Source organism: Spirulina sp. LEGE 11439 (genome assembly GCF_059821285.1).
The window spans coordinates 42,937-69,169 of sequence record NZ_JCAMRX010000007.1 but is presented as its reverse complement, the minus strand read 5'-3'; the positions used below and the strand labels follow the sequence as shown (position 1 = coordinate 69,169).

Here is a 26,233-nt window from a genome sequence, read left to right as displayed (position 1 = left end):
ATAACGTGCTTGGAAAAGTTGAATTAATGTTTGTATTTCACCGCAAGCTCTGCGCTTTGTTAGATGATGGTGGCGATAGCCAAGAATTATGCGATGCCCTCACTTGTCTCAATACTGAGGAAGGCAAAGCGGCGCGAAAGTGGTGGCGTAATAACAAAAAAGCCATCGAAGCGATCGCATCATCATCGGATCGCGTCAGCCTAGAGCCGCACGCAGCAAAGCCGCACAACCCAAAAGTCAAGCATCCCATAAGCGGACAAGAGCAAACCATCGCAACTCAAAGCAATATCGCGATCGCAATTCCCGACGATATCAAAGCGGAAACCGACGTGCAAAAAGTCTTTTGGTGGTGCTGGCGATTCTGGCCGGAATTGAAACAGCAGCAAGATAGAGATGCTCTGCTCGAGCCGCAACACGCCATCTTGCCCGATTGTCCCAAACATAGCTACCGTGCAACGGTTTCGGCATTGGTGGGGGCGATGCCCGAAAACAAAATAGAATCCATCAATCCTTACTTATTACTCTTCACTTTTTCTCCCGTGCAGGAGTTTATCAAAGCCTCCCGCAAATTTCTCGATTTTTGGTCGGGGTCGTACCTGCTGCATTACTTGAGTGCCAAACTCTGCTGGCACGTCGCCCAAATTTACGGTGCCGATGCCATTATCGTGCCGTCCTTATGGGGACAGGAAATTATCGATGCCTTGTTGTTGAAGGAGTATGACAGTTTTAAGGAAAGTTTTGGCGATCGCAATCCGGTAGATCAATTCAAGAGTAAGGCATCCTCCTCCCTTGCAACGGCGGGCTTTCCCAATACCATTTCGATTTTGATTCCTGCCGAGGATGTCGAAGCCGTTGGCAAAGACTTGGAAATGCAACTCAAGGCAGAATGGTGCGTGATTGCCGAGGCGGTGCGTAGCGATATTCGCTGCAAAACGATTGAGTTTCTAAAGAACAATAGTATTGAAGAAATTATCAAAGAACTTGCCGCATCGGAGGGCATCCAAGAGAACCGAGAGACCAATCCCAACCGTCGCGACCTCGAACAATGGCAGAAGCAAAGTTGTTGGGAATGGAATCGCTTGTGGGAGATGCAAATTGAGAATACATGGGAACCTTACTGGACGGCAGTTCCCTTGGGTCATCCCGACAAGAACCGACAGCTTAGTGTCTTCGGAAAAGTTGGAGAATCCTTCGATACTGAGTGGAAAGATGCCCAAGAAAACATTGCCCCTTCTCGCTACGACCAACCCACACCAACACCTGCTGAAGATTTAGCTTACACCGAGTTAAACGTAGGAACGTGGTGGGCAAACGCGCAACGCCGCTTGGGTCAAGCCATACAAGCAGTGAAAAATACGCGAGTTTGGCACATTCCCGCCGCACCGGGGGAGCGATCGAGCATCTCTGGCTGTTATAGTGCCGTGCATCCTCGCTTGCTCTACCAAGGCAAATTCCAAGAAGGAGGTGGTTTGAGCGCCGGGACGATGCAATTGTTTTGGCGCTTGCTGGCAGAGGTTTATTGCGGCTTATTCGATGGTTCGGAAAAATTGAATGCGATCGAACTGACCAAGCGCATGGCGTGGTCTTATGGTGGTGTAGCAGATTCCTTGGGCATCGATCCGTTTGTCGTTCCCAAGTATCGAGATGACGATGAGGGCAATTTTGACTCCAGACAACTCGACCATGAAACCCTCGTGCGCTTTCCCAATCTCAGTTCGATTGCGGCTGCTCGGTATGCTAAAGAATATCCGCAGCAACTTAAGAAATATTGGAATGAACTTTGGAGAGAGATTCGTAAAGATGACACGTTAAAGAAAAAACGCAGTGCATTTTATTCCAAAACCCGTCGCGGCTGGCAAGTCCCTGCTGTCGATCGAGCTATCAAAGGAGAATTTGATGACCTTCGACCCTACAACGGTAATATGTTCTCCAGTAAATGGCTGGCAGACGATATGGGTTTGCAGGATATGGAAACAGCCAATCAACTTCGCGCTCTCGTGGAAAAAACTCACAAAATACAAGGGTTTGGCGATGGCTCTCCCGTCGATTGGTGGGCGATCGTCCTTGGCGATGGGGATGGTATGGGCAAATATGTCACTGGGAGTAAACTGCACTTTTACGAAAAGTATTTGACCGAAACCGATCCAGAGGTTTTGCTGAAGCAGATCGAAGACAGCGAGAAATTAAGCGATCGCGATCGGCAAAACTTTATCGAAGTCTTTCAAGGTCGGGCAGGAGAAGATAAAGAAGCCGAAAAAAGCCGCAAAGAATCCCTACTGCAAACCAAAAAGCGCATGGGACCGGCAACTCACATCGGACTCAACCGCGCCCTCTTGGATTTTTCCAATCGTCTCGTTCCGTATCTCACCGAAAAGCGTTTTTGCGGTCGCGTGGTCTATAGCGGCGGCGATGATGTCATGGCAGTGCTGCCCTTGCGAGACTTGCCCGAATACTTGCTCTCGCTGCGGGCAGCATGGTGCGGTGGCGAAGATCCCAAAGGTGAATTTCAACGCCGTCGGGGTAACGATACCGAAGGGAGCGGCTATTGGATGCCTCCTAATAATTCTGGACTTCCCCAGCGTCCGCTTTTCACGATGGGAGATGGTGCAACGATTAGCATGGGTATTGTGATTGCTTATAAAAGCGTACCCCTGCCGACGGTCTTGGAATCCTTGTGGACGGCAGAAAAAGAGCGTGCCAAGAAAATGAAAGGGTTTAAAAAACTTCCTAACGGGGACGAAACACCCGATGGCGGCATTGTTGATAAAGATGGACTTTGCTTTCGGGTTGCCTACGGGAGCGGCAATCTTCTCGAAGCACCCATGAAAGGACATCTTTTGCCGGGATGGTGGCAGTGGATCGATGCGGGGTGCGAACCCGATAATCGTAGCGAAATCACGGGGGTGCTATACCGCTTGGCACAGGAACTTCCCAAACACGCTGATATTACTAAATTGGTGCTTGAAGGCGAAGGACTCGTTACCAAAGCCGCTCGGGTTATTGTAGAGTCGCGAGATGAATCCCTTAATAACACAATTGCCGAGAAACTTTACGAATGGCTGACTCAATGGGAACGATGGGCGTATTGCACCCAGCAAAAGGTATTGTCACAGAAGAAGTTGCAGGGAAATTCGCAAGCAGAGGAAGACAAAGGTAAACCTCTCGGCACAACCCTCGACGATCTCTCCCGACTCCTGCGTTTCAGTGCCTTCTGGACGGACAAAGCCCTGCAACACGATCGCTGGACGACGATGACAGGAGGTGAAAGCTAATGTATTATTGCTATGCCATTGACCCCCTCGATGTACTGTTATTCCGCGAATCCAAGCCGTTTTCGCCAGCAGAGGGTTCTTGGGCAAAAGGGATTTTTCCACCGCTTCCCATGACCGTCTTTCAGGCATTGCGATCGCTGTTGGAATGGAAGGAATGGAAAAAGCCAGAGAACAAGCAGCGCGATGTTGAGTTTCTGGGTGCATTCTTGATGCGCGAGGAAGAAGTCTACGTCGCGACCCCTCGCGACCTTGTTGGGGTAGCCGTGCGGAAAGAGAATTCCCAAACTGACGGGGAAGATGGAGAAAAAGAGATTCCTTGGGATTACTTGACTCGCTTGCAGCCCCTAGAATCCGATGATGAAACTTGGCGGTATATCAAGTTCCCTCAAGATACTTTGCCTCCGTTAGTTCCACCTCGATTGCCCGAACAACATTTCATTTGCGGTGCGCCGTCCCCTTGGATGAAGCTCTCAAAGTTAGCACATTATCTTGCGGGATATCTGGATAAATTAACCGCCGATGACTTCCACGACGATCCGTGGGACGTGCAGATTTTGCCGCATATCCAGATGAAAACCGGAGAGCGTCAGGTACGCGATCGCGATGGCTATTTTACGGAAGTAGCCGCTCGCTTAGAACCAAAATGGCGCTTTGCTGCCGTACTGAGCAAATCCTTGGAAAGCAATGTCGTTCGTTTGGGTGGAGAAGGTCATCGCGCTCTGGTGTCGCCTTTGGGAAGTCACGATGGCGAGGCATTGCTGGCATTGCCGGAAAGTGAGGGCTTGGATGCGTTTCTCGAATCGAAGGAAGATCATAGCATTGCCTACTTGCTGACTCCCGGCCTTGCTCGCGCCGATGGCGATTTAGTTCGCTATCAGGCGTATCCCCAGCACTGGCGGGATTATTTGCTCGGTTGTGCCACGAATCGCCCGTTGTTATGGGGTGGCATCTCCTCCATTCAGCGACAAGGCCGCGATCGCGAATTTGCTCTGTTGCCCCAACGTGCTTTCGTGCCGTCGGGAACCGCATACTGCTTCGAGACCGGGAAATTTCCTCGCGATCGCAAAGTGTTACCCGATGACTCTCTTTTCCCGTCCGGTGCGGGTAAGGCATGGGTGAAAACTTTTACCAAACTCAATTACGGAAAATTATTGTGGGGAAAACGATGAACGATTATTTGACTTATTTGTACTTGCTGACTCCGTTACATACAGGAGGAAGTGCCGATGAAGGTAACATGATGGGGATTGCAAGGGAAGTGCATACCGAATTCCCTTATTTACCGTCTTCATCCCTGCGCGGGAAAATTCGAGCTTCTTTGGAAAATGAGGAGTATGCTAACCAAAATGGATACAGCACAACTGATGCTGCCAATTTTTTTGGTCAGAAAATCAAAAATGGACAGCAACCGACTGAAGGTGAAGTATGGTTTGTTGATGCAACTTTATTGTTTTTCCCCATTGCATCTTATAGTCATCAATTCCTTTGGATTACCTGTCCATTGTGGTTGAGTCGATGGAATCGATGGTTAAAAAATGCCACACTTCAAGAGGCAATTTCTCGATGGCAAACTTTACTTAATTCCGACAATCAGAATCAACAAATTGCTTGTTCTCCGTTAAACGAACGTATTTATCTACAAGGTGCAGTTCTTGAAGCCGATCGAATTCAATCAATTTCTCGAAATGCCACTTATTGGTCTGCTTTTAATGAGCTACCGGAAGGGAATGGGATTCTCAATCTTAAACAAAAATTGGTGATTCTATCTGATGCTGACTGTGGTGCTTTGGTTGAAATGGGATTACAACGGGAGGTCAGAATTGCACTCAATGAAGGTGAAAAAACAGCGAAGGATGGAACATTTCGCTCTGAAGAAACACTGCCTTCAGAATCCATCCTATTTTTCCCTTGGGGATTAAAAGCGACGAATCATCAAACCGTGCAAGCTGCATTAAAAAAGTTACTGAGCGATCGCATTCAGTTTGGCGGTCTAGAAGGCTTGGGTCGCGGTTGGATGGAAAGTAAAACCATTGAAGTCAAAAAGTAAGGAGAAAACGGTGTTAAAGATTGATACCAGAGATTTTAGTCAGCAGTCTTATCAAGCCTTAGTTACCTTGAAAACTGAGATAGAAAAGACTTATCCACGAGAAGCAACTGATTACTGTAAAAAAGCCAGTAGTACAGTGCAGAGTCTTCCAGCTTATCTGGCGACATGGGGCTTACTGCGATTGTCTGGAGATGGAGTTAAGTATGCACCTCCTGCTAATGTTAATCGGCAAAACAAAGCGAGTCCCACTGCTTACAAGGGTTTGGTTTATCAGCGATTTCTTGTAACATTGCAAGGTTTAGGTTCTGTTGAGTTCACCTCTAACGATCCTAATACTCTAACCAATCGCAATCCCAATATGAATCTTCGCAACTATACGAGCTTAAATCGTTTAGCGATTCGATTGGCACGGGAATGGTCGTTTTGGGCTGTTGCAGTATTAGGTCAAGGAGAACAGTAAATTATGGAGATTGAAAGAGTTAAGGAAATTTGGCAAAACTATACGTCTGCAATAGGCGGAAAGTTAAAACCACGTTTAGCGAATTCATCCGTTCAAAGTTATCAAGATGGAGTTTTGACGATTTATGTTGATGAAGAGCATCGAGAAAAAGTACAGAATCAAAAAGATAAAATTCGCGGAAAACTCGTGCAAAAAGGTTTATCCGTCCGCGTTCTTCTCGTAACCAGTGAAGAAGTGTCTGTTGAGCAAGTTGAAGAACTTTATAGTGAAGATTTGAATCCCATTGATAATGAAATGAATGATTCAAAATTGAATGAAAAAAGCTCTACGCCCTTACAGGTACTATGGCATCGAGAACCAATTTTGCCAACTGCTGGAAAATCAGAAGTCGATGCACGCAAGCGACTACTTGAAGCAACCGCACAAGCTGACCATTGTTGCCAAGGAATTTACGATCGCCTTCACAGTCGAATGCAGACTTTGACAAAAGACCAAGGAATCTGCTTTACCGTCGAATTTTCGTGGCGAGTGCGTGTGGGAGGTACGCGAGGATTTCGCGATTTGCTATTGCCTGTATTTCATCCCGTGTTTGGCATTCCTTATTTTCCTGCATCCAGCTTGAAAGGTGCAGCTTTGGCATGGGCGAGGGCAAATGGAGAAATCGAGACAGCACGAGATATTTTGGGAATGCTTGAGGGTAAAACGGTTAAGGCTGCAAAAATTGAATTTCTCGATGCTTTTCCTCTTAAACCTAGTTTAAGTGTTGATATTGCTACGCCTCAGTGGAAATGCCAAGAAGATCGGGTGTATTACAATCCCGATCCTCATCCTTTACTTTCATTGGAGAATGTTTCAGTTTGTATGGGTTTGTTGAAAACGTCTCGTGGGACAGATGATGATCTTGAAACAGTTAAGCAATGGTTGAAACCAGCATTATCGAGAGGAGTAGGAGCAAGAACCAGTGCGGGTTACGGTCGAGCTACAAAAATTGATGGAAATTTTGTGACAGCGCGATCGCTTTCCACTTTGCCCACAAAATCGTATCACTTTAAAATGTGGACTCAGGGAATGTATGGAGCCGTGACCCAAGGTGAACCAGAGTTTCGTCCAACAGCATTGCGAGGAATATTGCGGTATTGGTTTCGTGCTGTCGCCTTAGCCCTGTATCCGACTCAACAATGTCGCCGCCTTGAAAATCGCTTGTTTGGAACGATTGAACCCCAAGCACAGATGGGTTTGCTTGGAGTTGATGTAGCGATCGATAACGGGCAAGATCATCCCCCTGCTTACTTTGGCCAAATTATTCTTAAAACCCATTCCTCAGAGGTGTTAGCATTTGCTGAGAATTTATTACAGTTAGCTTCTCATTTAGGCGGAATTGGACGCGGATCGCGGCGACCATTACATTACAATAGCCAGCGATTGCGGGGCTGTCATTGGGAATTGAGCGGTCGTGTCATGTTAGCTAACGCAGAAGATTGGACGGCTTTTTTAGGACAATTGCAACAGTCTTTACTTGCTTTGGAAACTCCCAATAATCAACCTTTAGGCAACGGCGATCCGGGTCTTCCTCGAAAAGATGGACGCAATCAGGGTGTTCTTAATCGCCATGCTCGCATCTATCTCGTCCCCGATTCAAACTTGCAACATCCAAATCAAGTGAATTGGCAGGAAGCGGAGAAAAAATCTAATAATATCCGCGTGCGCGGTTTGGCTTTGGATACGCTATATACAAAACAAACACAAGCTGGAAACTTTTTTAAGGGAGAGAATCGTAGTGGTCAGGGTAATCGTTTTGTTGGCGGTAAACTAGGCGTTCCTTCTTATGTTCTGATCCAGTCGAATTATCCAAAAGAAAAAAAAGACGCTTATCAAGCTGTAACGGTATTCGGTGCTAACAATGGCGATCGCGAACAATTCTGTAATGCTATTGCTGGTATTCGTAACTCAATTCAAATTCATTTACCTTTTTAATTCAAAAATCATGACTATTCTCATCGCAAATATTGGCACTTCCGATCTCGCTTTACAAATCAATCAATTTTTGCAGAATTCAGAATTTCTCAAATCTTTAGAACTGCCTGACAAACTATCTGCATCCCAACGGGATTATTATCTGCCAATAGGCTTCGATCGCAATGAACCAAATCAGAAAGAAGCGATCGCAGAACTCGACGATGTTGAAAAATTGTTGTGGAAGCACCGACAGAAAATTATGACCCGAGGTTTTTGTCAAAAATGGGGCGTTGTATTTGATTCGGCAAAGTTCTTTTTTTCCTGTCGAGACTTTACAGAACGCTTATTGCAGGAATATCAGGATAATCCCGATCGATGGCATCGCCGCATTCGCCCCGGTCGTTTATTAGGTGTGATTGAAGATGCGATCGCCGATTATTCGGTTTCTGATGTTTATATGTTTGTAACGGATCAGCCTCACCGCGACGATACCGTGCATTTGTTTGAGATTCTCAAGTATTGGTTCGAGCAAGAATTTGCAGGCAAAGTTACATTGCACGATATTACTATTCCTAAAGGCGTTAAAGCGATCGATCAAGACGGTTTATTTGAAATATATTATGACTTTTTCAAATCTTCTGCGTTTAAATCCCTCGCATCCGATGAAGAAATTCTCATTAGTGTTAAGGGCGGTACGCCACAAATGCAAACCGCATTGCGCGTGCAGGCGATTTCTTCCGATCGCGATAACCAAATTTATTTAGAGCCACAGCTATCTATTAAAAAACTGTTGGCTGGCGAGGCATCTCAATGCGATCGAGTTTCGTATTGGCGTTACCAGTCGGTACAAAAATATCAAGTCGTGAAAAGACTTTTAACGTGTTGGGATTTTGATGGGACAAATGTGATTTTGACGGCATGGAAGGAGATTTTGAAGAGATTGCAAGAAGAATTGCCTAAAGCAGAAAGTGCCGAAATTTCTGAAAGTTGCGATCGCATTGAGTCGGTTACGAAAGCCTTGAAAATGGCGGTAGGTTATTTCAATCTTGATAATGATCATGCTGAGAAGCATTGCATTCGTTTAGACGATCTGAAATTGCTGGCGGATAATTATCCCTATCAACAGAGTGAGGAGTACAAGCATTTTCCCAAGTTGCTTAATTTGTACGCACAATGCTGTTTGCTTTGGGAGACTGATCGCATGGCAGATTTTTTAACTCGTATGGGTTCATTTTACGAAGAAGTGCTTCACGAGTTAATTCATGCACGAGGAGGGGCAAAGTATTTTGACCGACCGCGATTGCAAGGCGATTGGTTCTTGCAGACCCAAAAGTTAATTGATGAGAATCAGTCTCTCGCTCAACAATTTTACGAATTAGAACAGCAATATAATTCAAAGTTGAGGAACCTTTTGAGAAATCATATTCATCTCAACGCAGGACGCTGGGTTAATGCGTTAGACGATCGACAATATGGAGATAAATTCAAACTACCCGGTCGTCCAACAAAAGTAAATTTTGTTCGGGCTTTGATTAAAGTACAAAATAATCCAGATCGTATCGAATTATTTGATAAACTGTGTACGAAAATGGAAAAGCTAAATTATTGGTATGTCAAGCGTAACAAATTAATTCATGCTGCCAAAGGAATTTCTAAGGAACGAATGCAAGCTGTTCTTCATGAAGATCGCAAAAGATTGAGGCAGCCTATTCTGAGGGAAGATTGGTTCGATCCTCAAATTAGACAGTCAATTGAAGATGCTGCCGATCCGCCACAAACAATTCTGTCCGTGATGTCTGAAATTTGCGTTCAGACCCAAAAGTTAATGCAAACAACATTTCCTCCTTCGATATACCCAGAACATTCTGATTATCTCGATTCCTTCGCAGAACCCCACTATCTCTATTCTGATATTCGCCGATGGGTCATTGAAATGCTCGATCGCGATCGCTAACCTTCCCCAATTTTTGAAGCCAGCGAGATCGCACAAAAATAACCCCGATTCCTTTGGCAGGATCGGGATGCGCTGTTTTTATCGCCTTCTTTAATCCTCATCGTGTTTTTCGTTGGCCACCTCTACCACCAGCCACGCAATTGCGTTGAAGGTGGTGGTGATGGCAGGATGGGCGGTGAGTCCGGCAATGGCGCAGGCGGTAATGGCGACGGCTTTGATGCCGATGCTGCGGGTGCAGTATTGTCCGGCAGTGGCTTTGGCTCGGTTGATGGCAGTGCGGAGTCTTTGCATTGGCAGCCTCTTAGGAATGCGACAAATAATCTGCATTGCCTTGGCTGTTTTCTTATTTTTTACTTTAGCACGGAATTTGGAGTGGCTAGTGAGCTTTTCGATGAGTTCGTGCGACTGACCGGAATTTTTTGATTTCTGTCGGGAATTGGAGTTTAGAGAAGCCGTTAGAACTAGCGCGGGGTGCGGTTGTGAACTGCACCCTTTTTGGTTTCCATTTTCTAATTCGACTTCAAAGAAGCCATTGAGACCCATTCAAATAAGGCTAAATGACATGAAACTCAGTTTCCATTAATTCGACTTCAGAGAAGCCATTGAGACATGGCGAAGCTGTTGGCAACACGGATTTTACGGGGTTTCCATTAATTCGACTTCAGAGAAGCCATTGAGACTGGGTGAAGACAAGCGATAATCACCGCTATTTGGGGTTTCCATTAATTCGACTTCAGAGAAGCCATTGAGACTCAGAAAGCGATAAATAGTCTTCAGTCTCAAGGGTTTCCATTAATTCGACTTCAGAGAAGCCATTGAGACGCTGGTGCTGCTTTTACCGTAGGAGCGATTGGCGTGTTTCCATTAATTCGACTTCAGAGAAGCCATTGAGACCCCAAGCAGCGAAAATGGGCTAATTCAATTGCGGTTTCCATTAATTCGACTTCAGAGAAGCCATTGAGACTCAACAGTTTGCAAGGGCTTCTTTTGGAAACTGCACGTTTCCATTAATTCGACTTCAGAGAAGCCATTGAGACCTGAATCAGAAGTGTATAAGAAAGTCTTTCTTGGTTTCCATTAATTCGACTTCAGAGAAGCCATTGAGACAAGATGAGAGTAACGGTGAGGCTATTGGTAATGTTGTTTCCATTAATTCGACTTCAGAGAAGCCATTGAGACGATCATTGCGGATCATTCCGCATGAAATACGAGGTTTCCATTAATTCGACTTCAGAGAAGCCATTGAGACGTATCGTAGACGTTAAGGTAGGGTAAATCGTGGGTTTCCATTAATTCGACTTCAGAGAAGCCATTGAGACAAGTAGTTTCTTCCTCTCAGTGACCAATGGAAACGTTTCCATTAATTCGACTTCAGAGAAGCCATTGAGACCTCTGAGGTTCGTCCTCTTGAACTATTCGAGCCGGTTTCCATTAATTCGACTTCAGAGAAGCCATTGAGACACTATTTGCATCATTTTATTAATTTTCTACCATTGGTTTCCATTAATTCGACTTCAGAGAAGCCATTGAGACACGAAGTCATCGTGCAGGCTACGGGCGCAAGTCCAGAGTTTCCATTAATTCGACTTCAGAGAAGCCATTGAGACAATTTCTGCCTTTACATCGAGTGGTAAAAGCAGGTTTCCATTAATTCGACTTCAGAGAAGCCATTGAGACCGCGTTTTACCCGCGCGATCGCAGCAAATCAGTGTTTCCATTAATTCGACTTCAGAGAAGCCATTGAGACCCCGAATTTGAGTCTCTAAGCCGACTCCCCAAGCGTTTCCATTAATTCGACTTCAGAGAAGCCATTGAGACAAAGCCTAAAAAAGTTTTTGTCGGGGACATGACCGTTTCCATTAATTCGACTTCAGAGAAGCCATTGAGACCGGCAAAGTTAAGCGATCGCGTCCTTTGAATCGGTTTCCATTAATTCGACTTCAGAGAAGCCATTGAGACGGATGCGATCGCCGATGGTCGTTGCTTGGGGGAAATGTTTCCATTAATTCGACTTCAGAGAAGCCATTGAGACCCCGTTAGCCTAGGTTCGCCAGCCAGTGTACTGGTTTCCATTAATTCGACTTCAGAGAAGCCATTGAGACTTTGAAAAATAATTAATATTAACCTCAATTGGTGAGTTTCCATTAATTCGACTTCAGAGAAGCCATTGAGACGTGATCCTCATCTTTGTATAAATACAGTTAGGGGTTTCCATTAATTCGACTTCAGAGAAGCCATTGAGACGTTTAGCTCAATTAGGAGAACAATGTTAACTGGCAAGTTTCCATTAATTCGACTTCAGAGAAGCCATTGAGACGAGCTAGAAAAATTTGGAGTGCATCCGGCGGTTTCCATTAATTCGACTTCAGAGAAGCCATTGAGACAATATTACTAAGGCGATCGGGGAGTACCTCAATGTTTCCATTAATTCGACTTCAGAGAAGCCATTGAGACAATTTAGAAGTGAATACAGAGTTAAAATTATCAGTTTCCATTAATTCGACTTCAGAGAAGCCATTGAGACGTAAAAGCAGCACCAGCAACAGATACCAACTTCCCAAGTTTCCATTAATTCGACTTCAGAGAAGCCATTGAGACTTGTTTAGAAGAACATAGATTCTATGATTTCTATGGTTTCCATTAATTCGACTTCAGAGAAGCCATTGAGACATGTCGATCGGATCGCTGGAAACTTCACTTTTAGCGGGTTTCCATTAATTCGACTTCAGAGAAGCCATTGAGACCTCTCTGGTCGAGCATTGTCCGGGCGATCGTGCGGGTTTCCATTAATTCGACTTCAGAGAAGCCATTGAGACCCTGGATCTGTACTGGAGTCTATAGGGTTGTCTGGTTTCCATTAATTCGACTTCAGAGAAGCCATTGAGACTGCCCTCTGCTCAAACGCCGAATTGACCGGAGTTTGAAGAGGCATTTCCGGATACCCCCCAATTGTAGCGTAATATCGAACTCAAAAAGCAACTTTTTTCCCCGTCAAAATCCCCGAAACCCTTGCTATGTAAGAGTCCGGCTACCGATTTTTTTGAGAAATCGCCAGAACCAAGACGGGATAAGGGATGTAGCGATTTTTTTGCATACCTCAATTTTGAGACCCCCCGGTTGCCGGAAAATAGCGGTCGCAAACCATAATATTTTGATATTACGCGATCGCATCCAGACCAGAATGCGATCGCGAGCTACTACTACGGACAGCAGTATTGGTTGCCCTTCGCATCCGTGCAGGTAGTGCAGTTGGAAAGGGTCGCGGCGCGGGCGGTGTTGTGGGTGGGTAGGTTGACTGCGCCGAGGAGGAGCAGCAGGACGACGGCAAGGCTGGCAGGCTTGGGCATGGGCTGTTTCTCCTTGGGTGAACTCGCCACATATCACCGGAGTTCTGGAGAATTTACGCTTGCTGTATTTGCCGCGCCGTCCTGTTTATAGCGCTACGCGCTGGGGAGTAGGGAGTAGTTTTTTTTAGTCATGTCCTCATCGATGTGTCTGTCATGTTCTTAATATAGCTGTAATTTCAATCGAAACAATAACCCTCGTGCGAATGACACTTTTTCCTGATTCAGCAAGGTTTTTGCACTATTTACTATTGCCTACTCCCTCAACAATCTCCTTACCCATCTCGGCAATCTTTGCTTGCAGTGCATCCGGCTGGACAACCTTAAGATGACCCCCGAAACCCAGAATCCAGCGTTGTAGTTCGATATTGTCAAGGCTCCAAACGGGCAACGTCACCTGCAAGCGATGGGGAAATGTCGGATCCTTGGTATCTTTGAGACAGAATAGTTTGGCATCAAGGCTCGATTGAGAGCGTCCGGGTGGCTTTGAGAGTTTCAACTGCTTGCGAGGAAAGCGTTGAGTCCCTTCGGCAATAAAGCGGTATTTATCAGATGTTACCCACAATTCCACTGTCGTGACGGCATCTTTGTTCTTTTGCAAGAACTTTCGTTGGATTTCGGGGTCGCGTCCCAAATACAGCCCTGCACTGGCATCGTAAAGCTGATGGAGCTTATCGAGGGCGCGGTATTGTTCGTCAAGGTTGCGATGGCGATGTTGTGCGTAACCGAGACATAAGCGATCCAAGCGTTCAAAGCGCAATAAGCCTTTTTGTTTCTCCCATGCTTCCTCGAAACCCAAGTACCATGCAATGCGGTGAAACACTAATTGCAATGGATACGCGAGAAAATGTCGTGCTGTATCGCTCTCGAACGCGCCGTTCCCTGGTAGGCGTTGAAACTCCAATAATTCCCCTGTGAGAATCGCATTTTCAATGGTTTCTGGCTGTCGTGCGAGGGAAGACCCCGGCAGGCGATCGCGATCGACAATGGATTTGGTACCCAGCATTCTGAGGGGATACTTCGTGTCCTCGTGCAGTAAATGACTCGATTGCAAGCGATATTCTACGAGGTCGAACAATGCCGTAATTTCGGGATCGTCGGCATGAGGGGCGAGACTTTGCAGGGCATTATAGATGCGGTTGAGTTCGCTGGCATTGAAGACCCCCGTACCCAGATAATAACCGCGACGGTAAGGTTTGCGATCGAGAAGGCCGTAAGGTTTAAGGATGCGTTCGATATCTTTTTGCAGGGTTTCGATCGCACCCTTGGGAATGTAAACTCCGGCTTGTTGCATCGCCTCGAGCAACGCCTCCTGCACGCTTTTGCCAGCTTCACGTTCAAAAGGATGCCGCGCGATAAAGCGAATCGTCTCCATGACTCGTAAGAAAACATCGCGATCCGAGTAAGCATGAGCGATCGCATTATTTCTCGGCATTTTCTCTAATTGCCATTGTTCCTCGGCATTGCCGGCAATGATGCCATTGGCTTGCAACCATGCTAAATCTTTGGCCATCGCCTCGGGTTTTCCATAAAGTTTGCCCCATTTTTGTTCCATGACTTTGCAGAGTGCTTCGGGAGGATCCAGCATTTCCTCATTTTCCTTGGCATTATCGAGGAGCAAAACAATTAAACGCAGCAGGCGATCGCAGTCAAGTAAGTGAGAATAAGCGTGCCATTGATAATTGGCGGTGCGATGCCAGTGCTGTTGTTGGGACTTGGTAATACTGGCGAGTTTTCCTTGAATCCATTGTTCGTCGGCATTGGCATTGACTTTGCTCACCATTGCAAACCCTTCGGCAACGATAGGCGGAAATTGTTTTAAGGCGATTGCCATCTCGTCAATGACGTTTACCGGAACGCGACGCACTCTATCCCGATTGCGCTGCTTGCAGGTTTTAATGGGAGTATCGAGACACCATGCCAGCCATTCCAGTTCTAAATCCTGCAAGGAATGCAGCCAATTGAGACGCTGATGTCGTTTGATATTGGTGGCATCGTAAATGATGGTTTTGCCGTTGGCAACGGCTGCTCTGATTTGGCGAAACACCTTGGCTTCGATGTCGCTCCAGTTGCCTTGGATGGTTTCCTCGCCATATAATGTTTCGCGAATGCTGTCGGTGGAAACAATGATGGCATTGGGAATAACGGTGGCGAGAACACCTGTGAAGGTGCTTTTGCCGCTTGCAGGAATGCCGATGAGGAAGTGGTGCATGGTGAGGGAGTCGGAGTTGTGGAACTTCTAGAATATAGCGGCGATCGCAAAATGGAGAAGTTTTGCTGCGAACGACTGAGGACAAGCTGGGAATCTGGATACCCAGATTTTTTCTGAATGCGGCAAGCCTCTCGAAATCCGTAGAAATCGAGAGGTTTGCCTTAGCGTGCGAATGGGTTTCGCGTTGTTTCCATTAATTCGACTTCGCAGAAGCCGAAGCGCTTGATTCGCGCTCTTTCCTCACCATAAACTCGATGAAATTGGCAAGACAGAGCGGCGCGACCTTGACAGAATAGCTATTCTTTGCACTTCAATTGCACTTTGAATTCGGCAGGCAACTCATCCCATTGCTCCCACAGCAAATCCATGAAAGCCAGATGCCGCAAATCATTGGCGGTCGGACGACGGTAGCGCTGCCCGCGAGCGAACCAGCAGCGCACGGTAGAACCAGAACGATTGCAGATTTCGGCAATTTGCTCGTAAGTGACGTTCCACTTTGCATAGAAGGCTTGCGGAGTCATGCCGAGTTCGCACTGGCAATAGCGAGAGAGTAATGCCAGTTCTCGTGAAGTGAGGGGCTTTGGCTTACTCATCATACCAGCGCTCCAAGTCGCATTCCCAGCCCGCATCGATACTGCACCATCTTGCTGAGGAAGAATCGGGGTCGAGCAGGACAATGTAGCACCAACTCCAGCGCGATCGCTCGGGCATATAACCGTAGAAGCGACCGAGAACGATGCCGAAATCTGGCGGTACGAGGTCATCCAAGGGAATCCAGCGCACCGCCATGCCAAAGGGAAACTCGGGGGGTGCGGCATCGAGGACGAAGGCAGGTGAATCGGCAGGTAGGGGCAGGCAACGGGCTACGGTGAGAATTTTATCGATTTCCTCCGCTTTCTTGTTATTCAAAGCATGGCAGTAGGGCGCGAGGGTTTCCGGGTGCAGGAGGTTAACCAGATGTTTGACGAGTAATGCGGCGAGAGTGGGAATATTATCCGGGTCGCAGTCGCCTCGGGTCAATTCTTCGAGATGTTGCAGGATAACGGTAATATTAAAATCCTGCATGGCTTTCCAGTAGCCAGGGGGTTCGGAGCGCAGATAATTTTTCATGGGGGGATAAGGGAGTAGGGAGTAGGGGGGATTCAGGGTAAAGAAGAAGGAACAATAAAAGCTCAGAAAAATGAGGAACGGGGTGGAAACAAAAAACCAATGATTCTCTCTCTACTTTCTTCCCTCCACATCGATTTCCCATGCCATATCAAACGGACAGAGCATTGCACCGGGTGCGTCGGCATCGAGCCAGATCGGGTAGCACCACTGCCAAGAACGCAAGTGCGCGGCGTAACACCAAAAGCGACCGATGACCTTGCCCGTATCCGGGTTGTCGTCGGCAAACAAGGGAATCCATTGAACCGACTGAGCGATCGCGTACTTCGGCTTGGGGATATTGGGAATGCAGGGCAAGTTAATATGCCAGTCGGGAATCGTGCCGTTTTGCCAGTGAGACAAACAGTGACGAATCAATTCTTCTTCGAGATATTGCGTCAGGCTCGTCACCCACGACAGAATGGTTTCAATGTCATCGGCGTATAAAGAAGCAGGCAAGGCATTCAACAGTTCGTTGATGCAGTTGTTTTCGAGAAGCGAGAGAAAATGCGGGTCAAACATGGGTTTTTGAGGAAGTAGAAGAAAAGAAGAAAAGAAATGCTGAAGAGAGAAGTTGTTACAAATTTTCAAATTCCATACAGAAATTCAAAATGTAATTACGTTTGCAAAAGCCTACTTTGTCAATAAAACCTCTCTCTAGCGAGTCAATGAGAATTCAGTGCTTTCACCTCAACGCGGCGAGGTTTGGTATAATGCCAGTAGAACCGCAGCGCCATCGATGCCGAAGAACTCCAAAGGGAAATCTCGGATGAGTAAGAATGAATGTAGATGCGATGGGTTCTCAAGCTGGGATACTTTGCCCCGCAACATTGCAGCTTGTCGAAAGCCTTTGCGTACTTGCGTTGGGTTTTCTCGGGTAAGGCGCTGAGTTGTTTGGTTGCTTTTGCAGACAAGGACAAAGAAACAATTTCCATATAGAAATTGAAATTTTGAGAACCTTAGAGAATCACCGCGCCGTCGCCGATGGCAAAATCTGCTTGCACTCCAAGAATGATGGCGTTGTTGCGACATTGTACTGACAAGGGATAGAACCGCAGTTGGTCGCTCTTGCCATCAATGAGCTTTTTGAGTTTGCCTTGGAGCTTGCGGAATTGCGGTGGGGTTAGCGTTGCCTCGAAGACGGATTTCTGGATGCGAATGCCGTAAGCTTCGAGCAAGCTGGATACTTTGCGGCGGCGGCGATTATCGGTAATGTCGTAGCAGATGAGATAAATCACGGCTATTTCCACAGAAAAGGACGGTATTCGAGGGTTTCGCTAATGGCTCGAACGTACTCGCTTACCTGCCATGCCAATGCTTCTCGCAATGTTGTCTTGCCGATGTAGGGATGAGGAATTGCCGAAGCCATGAAGTTTTCCCAGCGCTCGATGAAGGCCGCGCAATCCTCGACAATGACAGCATTGGCGATAAGCCATGTTTCCACCACAGGGCGGAATTGTTCCATCAGGTCGCAAGGAAGGGGCTGGTGGTTTTGGCAGTGCTTGTGGAATGTGCCGATTTCTGCCGAACAGCCTTCTTGGTGCAGCAGTGCTGACAGTTCGCGGGACAGCAGGGTGAAGGCAAGGGAACGAGAGGAGGCAAAGCCATCGAGAGAACCCAAAGCCGATGCAATCGCGCGATGGTAGCGGCGTTGTACCTCGGCGTGCCATGCTTGCAATGCGTTCCAATGGCTCAGTGCGGGCAACATTTCTAATGCTTTTTCGAGACGCTGAATACACGACTTGCTGGCATCGGTATCGTGTAGCAATTGGGTGGCGTTGTACCATCGTCCCCGCAATAGGGACTGGGTGAAGGTCAGACAGAACTCGCGATCGCGATTGCGTTCTTGTTGTAAGTCCGAGTAAATGGGGGTCTCGTTGAGGGTGCTTTGGGCTGCGATGCTGCCGTTGTCGCCGATAAAACTACAGGGAATGCGATAGCGACGGATGGCACGTTGGGCGCTGCATCCGATGGTGCAGCCTGCAAACATCACGACTTGCAGGGTTTCGCGGATGGGCTGGCGATGGGCGATGGTGTCGTCATGAATGAGAGCAAAGTCGCGGGTATCGGCTTCTAAGTGTGTTCCCGGTTGGGCGAGGTAAATGGTTTTCATTCGATGAAATAATCTGAACTAAGACCATTGCACCAAACGCTCCTTTTGCCATAGATGCGTCTGAAAACTGAAATTTATTTTGATTTTGTGGTGTAAAACATTGCCTTCGGACTGAAAAAAGTGAAAATCGAAGGCAATGTTTAGCCCCATCTTGCATTTGCTTTGTTGGAGGTGTTGAACTCTGGTGATGAATATGCGTCCTCCTCCTCCCCCCAGTCAGCATTCCCTTGCGTCTTGCGCCGATGCGAGGTCTGACCGTTCCCTACTTCCTTCCCTACTCTCCTCATGGCAACAAGTCCGCGCTCGTACCAAAGCTGCCGGGATCGACGGCATGACTGTGGAGTTATTTGCAGGCATTGTCAGCGAAGAACTCAAACGCCTTGCGGTGCAATTACAACGGGATGTCTATTCTCCCTTTCCCGCCTTGGGCTTTCAAGTTGCCAAGAAAAGCGGTGGTCATCGTCTGGTCGGCATTCCCACTGTCAAAGATCGCATCGTGCAGCGTTTTTTGTTGCGCTTGCTGTATCCCGCATTGGAAGAAACCTTTACCGATTGTTCCTTTGCTTACCGACCGGGCTTGGGAGTGCGTCACGCCATCGAACGAGTGGCGGAGGTTTACTCCTCGACTCGATGGGTTCTCAAAGCCGATATCTCGCGGTTTTTCGATAGTTTGTGCCGAACGTTGCTCTTGGCGCACTTGGAAAAGCTCGGTACGGATTCTCAGGTGGTGCGTTGGGTGAAAGGACAGTTGGAGTCCGGCGTGATGTTGCGAGGAATGCCCGTGCCGAACTATCGCGGCGTGTTGCAAGGCGGCATCCTCTCGGGGGCTTTGGCGAATCTGTACCTCAGTGAGTTTGATCGGCGTTGCCTTGATGCGGGAGCTTACCTGACCCGCTACGGTGATGATTTTATTATTGTGACTGGAGGACTCACTGAAGCCACGCGGTTTCTTCATCGCATTGAGGAATGGCTGTCGCAATTGTATCTTTCCCTGCAACCCGAGAAGACCCAGATTTTTGCGCCGAATGACGAGTTTGTATTCTTGGGCTATCGCTTTGGCATGGGAGAGATTACACCCCCCGAACGCAAAATACCGCAACCCAAAGAACGTAAATCCGTGCCGCTCTCGTCGCGACCCAAGGCTTGCGCGATTGTTACGCCGAATGCGCCGAAACAACAAAAACCCACAAAATATTTGGACTCATGGAGAGATGGCATGACCACACTTTATATTACCGAACAAGGGGCTTACGTCAAGGTGAAGCACCGTCAGTTCCAAGTCTTGCGGAATGGTGAGGTGAAGGTTTCCGTTCCTGTTAATGCAGTGGATTATATTATCTTATTTGGGTGTTGTAATTTGTCTCATGGCGCTGTTAGTTTGGCCTTACGCCGTCGCATTCCTGTTTTGTTTTTGTCCTATCAAGGACGCTACTTCGGGCGCTTGCAAACCGATGGCATGACAAGGGTGGATTATCTGACGCGACAAGTTCATTGTTCCGAGGATTTTGAATTTGTTTTGCGACAGGCTAAGGCGATTGTTTTTGCGAAGTTACACAATTATCGGATTTTGTTGCGGCGGTTGAATCGAGAGCGAAAAATTCCAGAAGTTATCGAGGCTATTGACGCTTTGGGAGTAGCTTTGGACAAAATTGATAGCGTGGAATTCCTCGAATCGCTTTTGGGTCACGAGGGCAATGGCTCTCGGATTTATTTTCAGGCATTGGGAATATTAGTCAAAGAACCTTTTGCTTTTGAGAAACGCACCCGCCGACCGCCGACCGATCCGGTGAATAGCCTGCTGAGTTTGGGTTATACGTTGCTGCATCAGAATTTGCACTCGCTGATTTTGGCAGTGGGATTGCACTCCCATTTTGGCAACCTCCATGTACCTCGGGACAATCATCCTGCGTTGGTTTCCGATCTCATTGAGGAATTTCGCGCTCCTGTGGTGGATTCGTTTGTAATGTATCTTGTGAACTCTGGTATTTTTACATTGGATGATTTTACACCTCCCGATAATCGGGGTGGGGTCTATCTCCAGCCTGGTGTTCTCAAAGTTTATCTCAAGCATTGGCAAGATAAACTTTCGTTAGAAACAACCCACCCCCATACTGGGCAGAAAGTCAGTTATTATCGCTGTTTTGAACTTCAGGTTTGGGAGTATATTTCCTGTTTGATGGAGGAACGAGAAATTTATCGACCGATGCTTAAAAAAATGTAAGAAAAATACACTGTTGTGGGGGTTGAAGAATCGCTGTAACCTGCATTCTTTCGTTAACCCCCACAAAGCTCAGTCATAGCAAGAGTTACAGGAGTTTTCCTCAAGGCTCTATTGCGAATTGGCCTCAATTATTTTGGGTTTGACTTGACCCCCACAAAATCGGCTGCTAGAATACAGTCACAGTAAGGGTTTCATTTGGAGTCCCTTATGGCTTCTTATGAAGTCGAATTAATGGAAACTCAGCAGAGTACTTAGACAGAATTTGCGAGAATTCTTATGGCTTCTTATGAAGTCGAATTAATGGAAACATATTCTGAAATTGGGTAAAGACCCCTTGTGTCTATTACCTTATGGCTTCTTATGAAGTCGAATTAATGGAAACAAGCTATTGCTTTGGTACACCTCTCGATTATGTTCTGCAACTTATGGCTTCTTATGAAGTCGAATTAATGGAAACATGGAGAAGGCAATCCAAGTGCCTACCTTGAGGTCTTATGGCTTCTTATGAAGTCGAATTAATGGAAACTAGCAAGTGCCGCTTCAATAGCATCAATTTTCACAGCTTATGGCTTCTTATGAAGTCGAATTAATGGAAACTGGGATAACTCAATAGAGAAATGCAGCATATTGTTGCAATGCTTATGGCTTCTTATGAAGTCGAATTAATGGAAACAATCAGCAGCTGCTGCAGCATTCGAGACAAAGTCAGGCTTATGGCTTCTTATGAAGTCGAATTAATGGAAACCCGTTGGCAACGGGGGTTGCTGGATCGGTGAAATCTCTTATGGCTTCTTATGAAGTCGAATTAATGGAAACGATTTGAAACCTTCGTCACCTGCACCTGAACGCTTATGGCTTCTTATGAAGTCGAATTAATGGAAACCCAATGGCGAAAGCTTTCGTTTCGACTAAGATAGCATCTTATGGCTTCTTATGAAGTCGAATTAATGGAAACAAAGAGTTTTAGTTAGCGCTTTTCGTTTTCGGCTGGAACTTATGGCTTCTTATGAAGTCGAATTAATGGAAACAACATTATAAGTTTGAAACTCATCATTTTGTGCAACTTATGGCTTCTTATGAAGTCGAATTAATGGAAACATGTCCCCACCAGCGACTGTGCCAGTGGTGGTAATACTTATGGCTTCTTATGAAGTCGAATTAATGGAAACCGGATGAGTTCGACGTTTGTAAAGGTTCCTCCGTTGCTTATGGCTTCTTATGAAGTCGAATTAATGGAAACAATGAAATATCGCTATTGGTAAAAGGGATTGGGATACGAACTTATGGCTTCTTATGAAGTCGAATTAATGGAAACGATTGGTGGGATCCAATGGATTACTATACCCACTGCTTATGGCTTCTTATGAAGTCGAATTAATGGAAACTCGAGGAAAGGGGGACGACAACCTGCGCCTTTACTTATGGCTTCTTATGAAGTCGAATTAATGGAAACCATACCAAATGAAAACCACTACCATATTGACAGGATCTTCTTATGGCTTCTTATGAAGTCGAATTAATGGAAACCTGCTGGAACTCGGGAGAGTCAACGCTGGAGCTGCTTATGGCTTCTTATGAAGTCGAATTAATGGAAACTTTTCGATAAACGTCCAGATAATACCTTTACCTTTAGCTTATGGCTTCTTATGAAGTCGAATTAATGGAAACTGGTTGTTGGGGTCAAGGGAAGCAGCGGCAGGAGCACTTATGGCTTCTTATGAAGTCGAATTAATGGAAACTTGCTCCGACGGTGTCATCGATATTAACATCCACTTATGGCTTCTTATGAAGTCGAATTAATGGAAACTAATCTGGTTGCTAAAAGCGAACCAGACCCCCCAGTACAACTTATGGCTTCTTATGAAGTCGAATTAATGGAAACCCGTGGTGCTGCGCACTTCGCGGACGCTAGGGCTTATGGCTTCTTATGAAGTCGAATTAATGGAAACACCAGATAACCAGAACAACACCACCAACGAAAACAAACTTATGGCTTCTTATGAAGTCGAATTAATGGAAATGATACCAGAGGTATTCATGCTAGGGTCGTACTCGGTTGCTTATGGCTTCTTATGAAGTCGAATTAATGGAAACATTAATGAAAAAGTTGTAATTGTCGCCTGTGTCCTTCTTATGGCTTCTTATGAAGTCGAATTAATGGAAACTCCTTGACCCGAATGCCAGTGGATAACTGGCAGTTCTTACGGCTTCTTATGAAGTCGAATTAATGGAAACTGCCAACGCCTTTCCAACTGTGGAAGGGATACCAGAAACGCTTATGGCTTCTTATGAAGTCGAATTAATGGAAACGTTGCGATGACTCCGCCACTTTTAGCTGAAATTTCCTTATGGCTTCTTATGAAGTCGAATTAATGGAAACGTGATACTGAGCAGTTGCGTTTCCGTGAGCAAATCTTATGGCTTCTTATGAAGTCGAATTAATGGAAACTTTTGTTCGGTATCGAAAACGCCCTTTTCACGTCTTATGGCTTCTTATGAAGTCGAATTAATGGAAACTCCAGACTTCTTCAAAATAAGATTTAAGATTACACACTTCTTATGGCTTCTTATGAAGTCGAATTAATGGAAACCGTATAAAGTGCACTCAGATCGCCAGCGGAATTTGCGCTTATGGCTTCTTATGAAGTCGAATTAATGGAAACGGTTGTAGTCCGACCGGCATCGGTATGGCTCCAAACGAGACTTATGGCTTCTTATGAAGTCGAATTAATGGAAACCAGAATGTGGCAAAGGCCTGCACTGTGTCGTTCAGCTTATGGCTTCTTATGAAGTCGAATTAATGGAAACCCCACAACGAACCCCAAATCCTCAACTTCGTGAGGCTTATGGCTTCTTATGAAGTCGAATTAATGGAAACAACAAAAGCAGTTTTTCTGTAACAAAAGTCAAAACTGCTTTTCTGTTTTAACCTATTATCTAATTTTAATAATCCAGTATTTGTTGTCGAAGGTCTTGACATTCATCCGCCAGAGAAAGGTCTAATTTTTTAGCTAAAGTATAGGCACGATCGCAATAGTTTAGAGCAGATTCATTGTCATTTAATCGCCAATAAGTTACCGATAAATCTGCAAGGGTTTGAGCCTCTTCACTTCGGCTTTCCACATCTTGGAAAATTATGAGTGCTGTCTGTAATGCGTCCAGTGCCTTAGCAAATTGGGATTTCTCCAAGAAAACAATTCCTAAAGAATGTAAAGCTGCACCCTCTCCTCTGCGATCGCCAATTTGTTGTGAAAGCGCTAAATGTTTTTGAGCATAATGAGCAGAGAGATCGTAATCTTCTAATGTCTCGTAAAGATCGGCTAAATTCCCCATAGCATAGGCTTCCTCACGCAAATCTCCGATTCCACGAGCGATGGTAATTTGTTTTTCGTGAACCTCAAGAGCCTGTTGAAAATCCCCCGTAGCACAATAAATCATGCCTAACAAGTTTAAGGCTTCAGCTTCCCCCGAAGAATGTCCAATTTCTTGAACCAGTGCTAATGCTTGTTTGCCCAATTTGAATCCTCGTTCATAATCTTCTAAAATGTAATAGTCTCTGCCTAGACTGATTAAAGTTGTTGCTTCTCCTTTGCGATCGCCCAAAGTTTGGAATAAGCTCAAACTCTTCTCATTACAATCTAGTGACTCTTTATTTCGATCTAAATTATAATAACTCATCGCTAGATTTGATAAGATTCTCGCTTTGAGAACGAGATACTCAGTTTTCAAATCGCAAAGTTTGATATCTTGATTGAGAGCTTCTTGATAGTATGCAACAGATTCGCGATACTTCCCTTGATAGTTTAAAACAAGTCCAAGGCACAGCAAACAGGTGATTTGCATCTCTGAATCATTAATGGTGTGGGATAAATCTAGTCCTTGTTGGTAGACTTTCCAAGCCTTTTCATATTCTCCGAGGTCGATATATCCATCCCCTATTACGATTAGACATTCTAAATCAACTTGAGGTGAAATTTTGTTTAATAATTGTTCGCCAAGGGAAATTTCTTTTTCATAATATCCCCAAATATCCAACTGTAATGTTAAGTGATTGTCATCAAAACTTTCCAGAGGCAAAAACATAATTTTATAAGCTAAATCCCAATCGCTTACGGCACAAAGATGATGAAACGATTCGAGATATCGTGTCACTTTATCGAGATTTTGAGCATTAGCATGGGGTTGATTTTCAGCCGTCAAAAAATAGTGAACTGCCGTGTAGCTGGCAAGATGTTCAAAAGGGATATCATCTAATTTTATCCCTAACGCTTGAAATAATAATTCACCCGATGCTTTCCAATTCTTGATCATGTTCATAAAATTTTAATTCGGTTGATTTAGAGTAATTCTGCCTTTTCAATTTCCTTCCAAAGAGAGCGCAAAGAACCATAGCGATCGCGTAGTAAATTGATATAATTCAGCCAAGTTTGTTCATCACAAATTGCTTTGTACTCTTGAAGATAAAGTGCAGCTTGACGATAATAACGATGATGGCGCTTGTTAATTTCCTTCTCGATTGCGGCAGGGTAATCGGAAATAGCAATAGTTTTCTTATGGGTGAACGCTGTCTTTTTCTCCAACAACTTGAATATCGCATTTTGGGTCTGGCGATCGTCTAAGTTTGCTACAACGTCTTCTAATTGTTCTGAGTCGATCGCCAACAATACAGCCTCGACCCCATAAGCATATTCACCACCATCAATATTTCTTCGGTAGGCTTCAACAAGCGCACCGATCCAGAGTTGTTGCAGCGTTTTTGGAATGTCTGAATTGACCAAACACGCTTGTAAATCCATTACCCAAACGGATGAAAGAGCGCACAATTCACCGTTGGAATCTAGTGATTCGCGTTCCGCATCGTAACTTTGCGTAAGTTCTGAGAGTAGCAAACAGTATAGCGACCCAGCATAGAAAATATCGCCCACATCAAAACAACGTCGTGCTAATGCAATAAACGGCTGAAATCCCTCGACTATAGCACGAGCAGTAGGTAATTCGAGGGCAGCGTTGATGCGAGGGAGTAGAGAATCGGGAGTTGGTAATGGGGAATCAACAACCAGCGAAAGCAATATAAGTTCTTGCACGATCATTGCCTCAACCAGTTCGATGAGTTCGGTTTTGCTGTGTTTGGTCAGTGTTTCCTGCAAGGTCGGGACTTCTTGAAAAGATTCTGGTGTTCTACACCACATCAGCAACAACGCGACCCTATGCTTGCAGAGACCCCCGCGATCGTAAGGACAACTGCATTCAGTATTAGTAATTCCGGTATCATTGAAAGCAATGGTCACATTGTACAGTGCCGTCCCCACGCAATACCCCGAGAGAACGTTGCCCTGTCGCGTGGGCTGTAAAATCGTACCGCGACGGTAATAATCTTCCCCTCGGTCATAGCTATTGGCGGTGGCAAGGCGTTGGATTTTGGTTTCGCTGATAGAGAACATTTATTATTTCAATGATCGATGATCAATTATCAATGACTGATAGCAAGTTAACTGGACTGGGTGTATG

At 45.7% G+C, this 26,233-nt stretch carries 18 protein-coding genes and 2 CRISPR repeat arrays; of the genes, 7 read left to right on the top strand and 11 right to left on the bottom strand.

The annotated features are described in order from the left end of the window. Positions 1-26 precede the first annotated feature (26 nt). The 6 genes from AC6RV6_RS07095 to AC6RV6_RS07070 are packed head-to-tail and all read left to right on the top strand — an operon-like array spanning position 27 to position 9,689. Positions 27-3,272 (top strand): type III-B CRISPR-associated protein Cas10/Cmr2, encoded by a 3,246-nt coding sequence (locus tag AC6RV6_RS07095; RefSeq protein WP_500239927.1) that lies wholly within the window; start codon positions 27-29, stop codon positions 3,270-3,272. Then, positions 3,272-4,441: a type III-B CRISPR module-associated Cmr3 family protein gene (locus AC6RV6_RS07090; protein WP_500239926.1), complete on the top strand. Its 1,170-nt coding sequence runs from the start codon at positions 3,272-3,274 to the stop codon at positions 4,439-4,441. Before AC6RV6_RS07095 ends, AC6RV6_RS07090 begins: the two co-directional genes overlap by 1 nt. After that, the gene (gene cmr4 / locus AC6RV6_RS07085; protein WP_500239924.1) at positions 4,438-5,319 is read left to right on the top strand and encodes a type III-B CRISPR module RAMP protein Cmr4; all 882 of its coding nucleotides are present in this window, start codon (positions 4,438-4,440) and stop codon (positions 5,317-5,319) included. Before AC6RV6_RS07090 ends, cmr4 begins: the two co-directional genes overlap by 4 nt. A gap of 10 nt (positions 5,320-5,329) precedes the next feature. Beyond that, positions 5,330-5,779, top strand: coding sequence for a hypothetical protein (locus AC6RV6_RS07080; RefSeq protein WP_500239922.1), 450 nt, complete (start codon positions 5,330-5,332; stop codon positions 5,777-5,779). A 3-nt stretch (positions 5,780-5,782) separates the two neighbouring features. Further along, the gene (locus AC6RV6_RS07075) at positions 5,783-7,753 is read left to right on the top strand and encodes an RAMP superfamily CRISPR-associated protein (protein WP_500239921.1); all 1,971 of its coding nucleotides are present in this window, start codon (positions 5,783-5,785) and stop codon (positions 7,751-7,753) included. A gap of 10 nt (positions 7,754-7,763) precedes the next feature. Beyond that, positions 7,764-9,689, top strand: a complete 1,926-nt coding sequence (locus AC6RV6_RS07070) for a hypothetical protein (protein ID WP_500239919.1) — start codon at positions 7,764-7,766, stop codon at positions 9,687-9,689. Positions 9,690-9,779: 90 nt separating this feature from the next. Here AC6RV6_RS07070 and AC6RV6_RS07065 read toward each other — a convergent pair whose 3' ends face one another. From AC6RV6_RS07065 to AC6RV6_RS07025, 9 genes are all read right to left on the bottom strand, one after another. Then, positions 9,780-10,232, bottom strand: a complete 453-nt coding sequence (locus tag AC6RV6_RS07065; RefSeq protein WP_500239918.1) for a hypothetical protein — start codon at positions 10,230-10,232, stop codon at positions 9,780-9,782. 29 nt (positions 10,233-10,261) lie between these two features. Then, positions 10,262-12,576: a CRISPR direct-repeat array (repeat unit 37 nt; unit sequence GTTTCCATTAATTCGACTTCAGAGAAGCCATTGAGAC). Between the two features lie 125 nt (positions 12,577-12,701). After that, a complete protein-coding gene (locus AC6RV6_RS07060) occupies positions 12,702-13,073 on the bottom strand; it encodes a hypothetical protein (RefSeq protein WP_500239917.1) in 372 nt (123 codons plus the stop codon). Between the two features lie 201 nt (positions 13,074-13,274). Next, complete coding sequence (locus tag AC6RV6_RS07055; RefSeq protein WP_500239916.1) at positions 13,275-15,245, bottom strand: AAA family ATPase; 1,971 nt, start codon at positions 15,243-15,245, stop codon at positions 13,275-13,277. Positions 15,246-15,541: 296 nt separating this feature from the next. After that, entirely contained in the window at positions 15,542-15,841 is a 300-nt protein-coding gene (locus AC6RV6_RS07050; RefSeq protein WP_500239914.1) for a helix-turn-helix domain-containing protein, read from the bottom strand. Continuing rightward, a complete protein-coding gene (locus tag AC6RV6_RS07045; protein ID WP_500239912.1) occupies positions 15,831-16,355 on the bottom strand; it encodes a hypothetical protein in 525 nt (174 codons plus the stop codon). Before AC6RV6_RS07045 ends, AC6RV6_RS07050 begins: the two co-directional genes overlap by 11 nt. A gap of 111 nt (positions 16,356-16,466) precedes the next feature. Further along, positions 16,467-16,913 (bottom strand): hypothetical protein, encoded by a 447-nt coding sequence (locus AC6RV6_RS07040; RefSeq protein ID WP_500239909.1) that lies wholly within the window; start codon positions 16,911-16,913, stop codon positions 16,467-16,469. 143 nt (positions 16,914-17,056) lie between these two features. Next, complete coding sequence (locus AC6RV6_RS07035; protein WP_500239907.1) at positions 17,057-17,326, bottom strand: hypothetical protein; 270 nt, start codon at positions 17,324-17,326, stop codon at positions 17,057-17,059. 24 nt (positions 17,327-17,350) lie between these two features. Then, a complete protein-coding gene (gene cas2 / locus AC6RV6_RS07030; protein ID WP_500240192.1) occupies positions 17,351-17,629 on the bottom strand; it encodes a CRISPR-associated endonuclease Cas2 in 279 nt (92 codons plus the stop codon). Positions 17,630-17,631: 2 nt separating this feature from the next. Further along, positions 17,632-18,504, bottom strand: coding sequence for a CRISPR-associated endonuclease Cas1 (locus AC6RV6_RS07025; protein ID WP_500239906.1), 873 nt, complete (start codon positions 18,502-18,504; stop codon positions 17,632-17,634). Between the two features lie 331 nt (positions 18,505-18,835). On the opposite strand from AC6RV6_RS07025, the gene cas1 reads away from it, so the two are divergent. After that, the gene (gene cas1 / locus AC6RV6_RS07020) at positions 18,836-20,725 is read left to right on the top strand and encodes a CRISPR-associated endonuclease Cas1 (RefSeq protein ID WP_500240190.1); all 1,890 of its coding nucleotides are present in this window, start codon (positions 18,836-18,838) and stop codon (positions 20,723-20,725) included. A gap of 204 nt (positions 20,726-20,929) precedes the next feature. Further along, a CRISPR array of direct repeats spans positions 20,930-23,603; the repeat unit is 35 nt; unit sequence CTTATGGCTTCTTATGAAGTCGAATTAATGGAAAC. A 65-nt stretch (positions 23,604-23,668) separates the two neighbouring features. Here the strand turns inward: cas1 and AC6RV6_RS07015 are convergent. Beyond that, positions 23,669-25,042, bottom strand: a complete 1,374-nt coding sequence (locus tag AC6RV6_RS07015) for a tetratricopeptide repeat protein (RefSeq protein WP_500239904.1) — start codon at positions 25,040-25,042, stop codon at positions 23,669-23,671. Between the two features lie 20 nt (positions 25,043-25,062). Beyond that, a complete protein-coding gene (locus AC6RV6_RS07010; protein ID WP_500239903.1) occupies positions 25,063-26,166 on the bottom strand; it encodes an SWIM zinc finger family protein in 1,104 nt (367 codons plus the stop codon). Positions 26,167-26,233 lie beyond the last annotated feature (67 nt).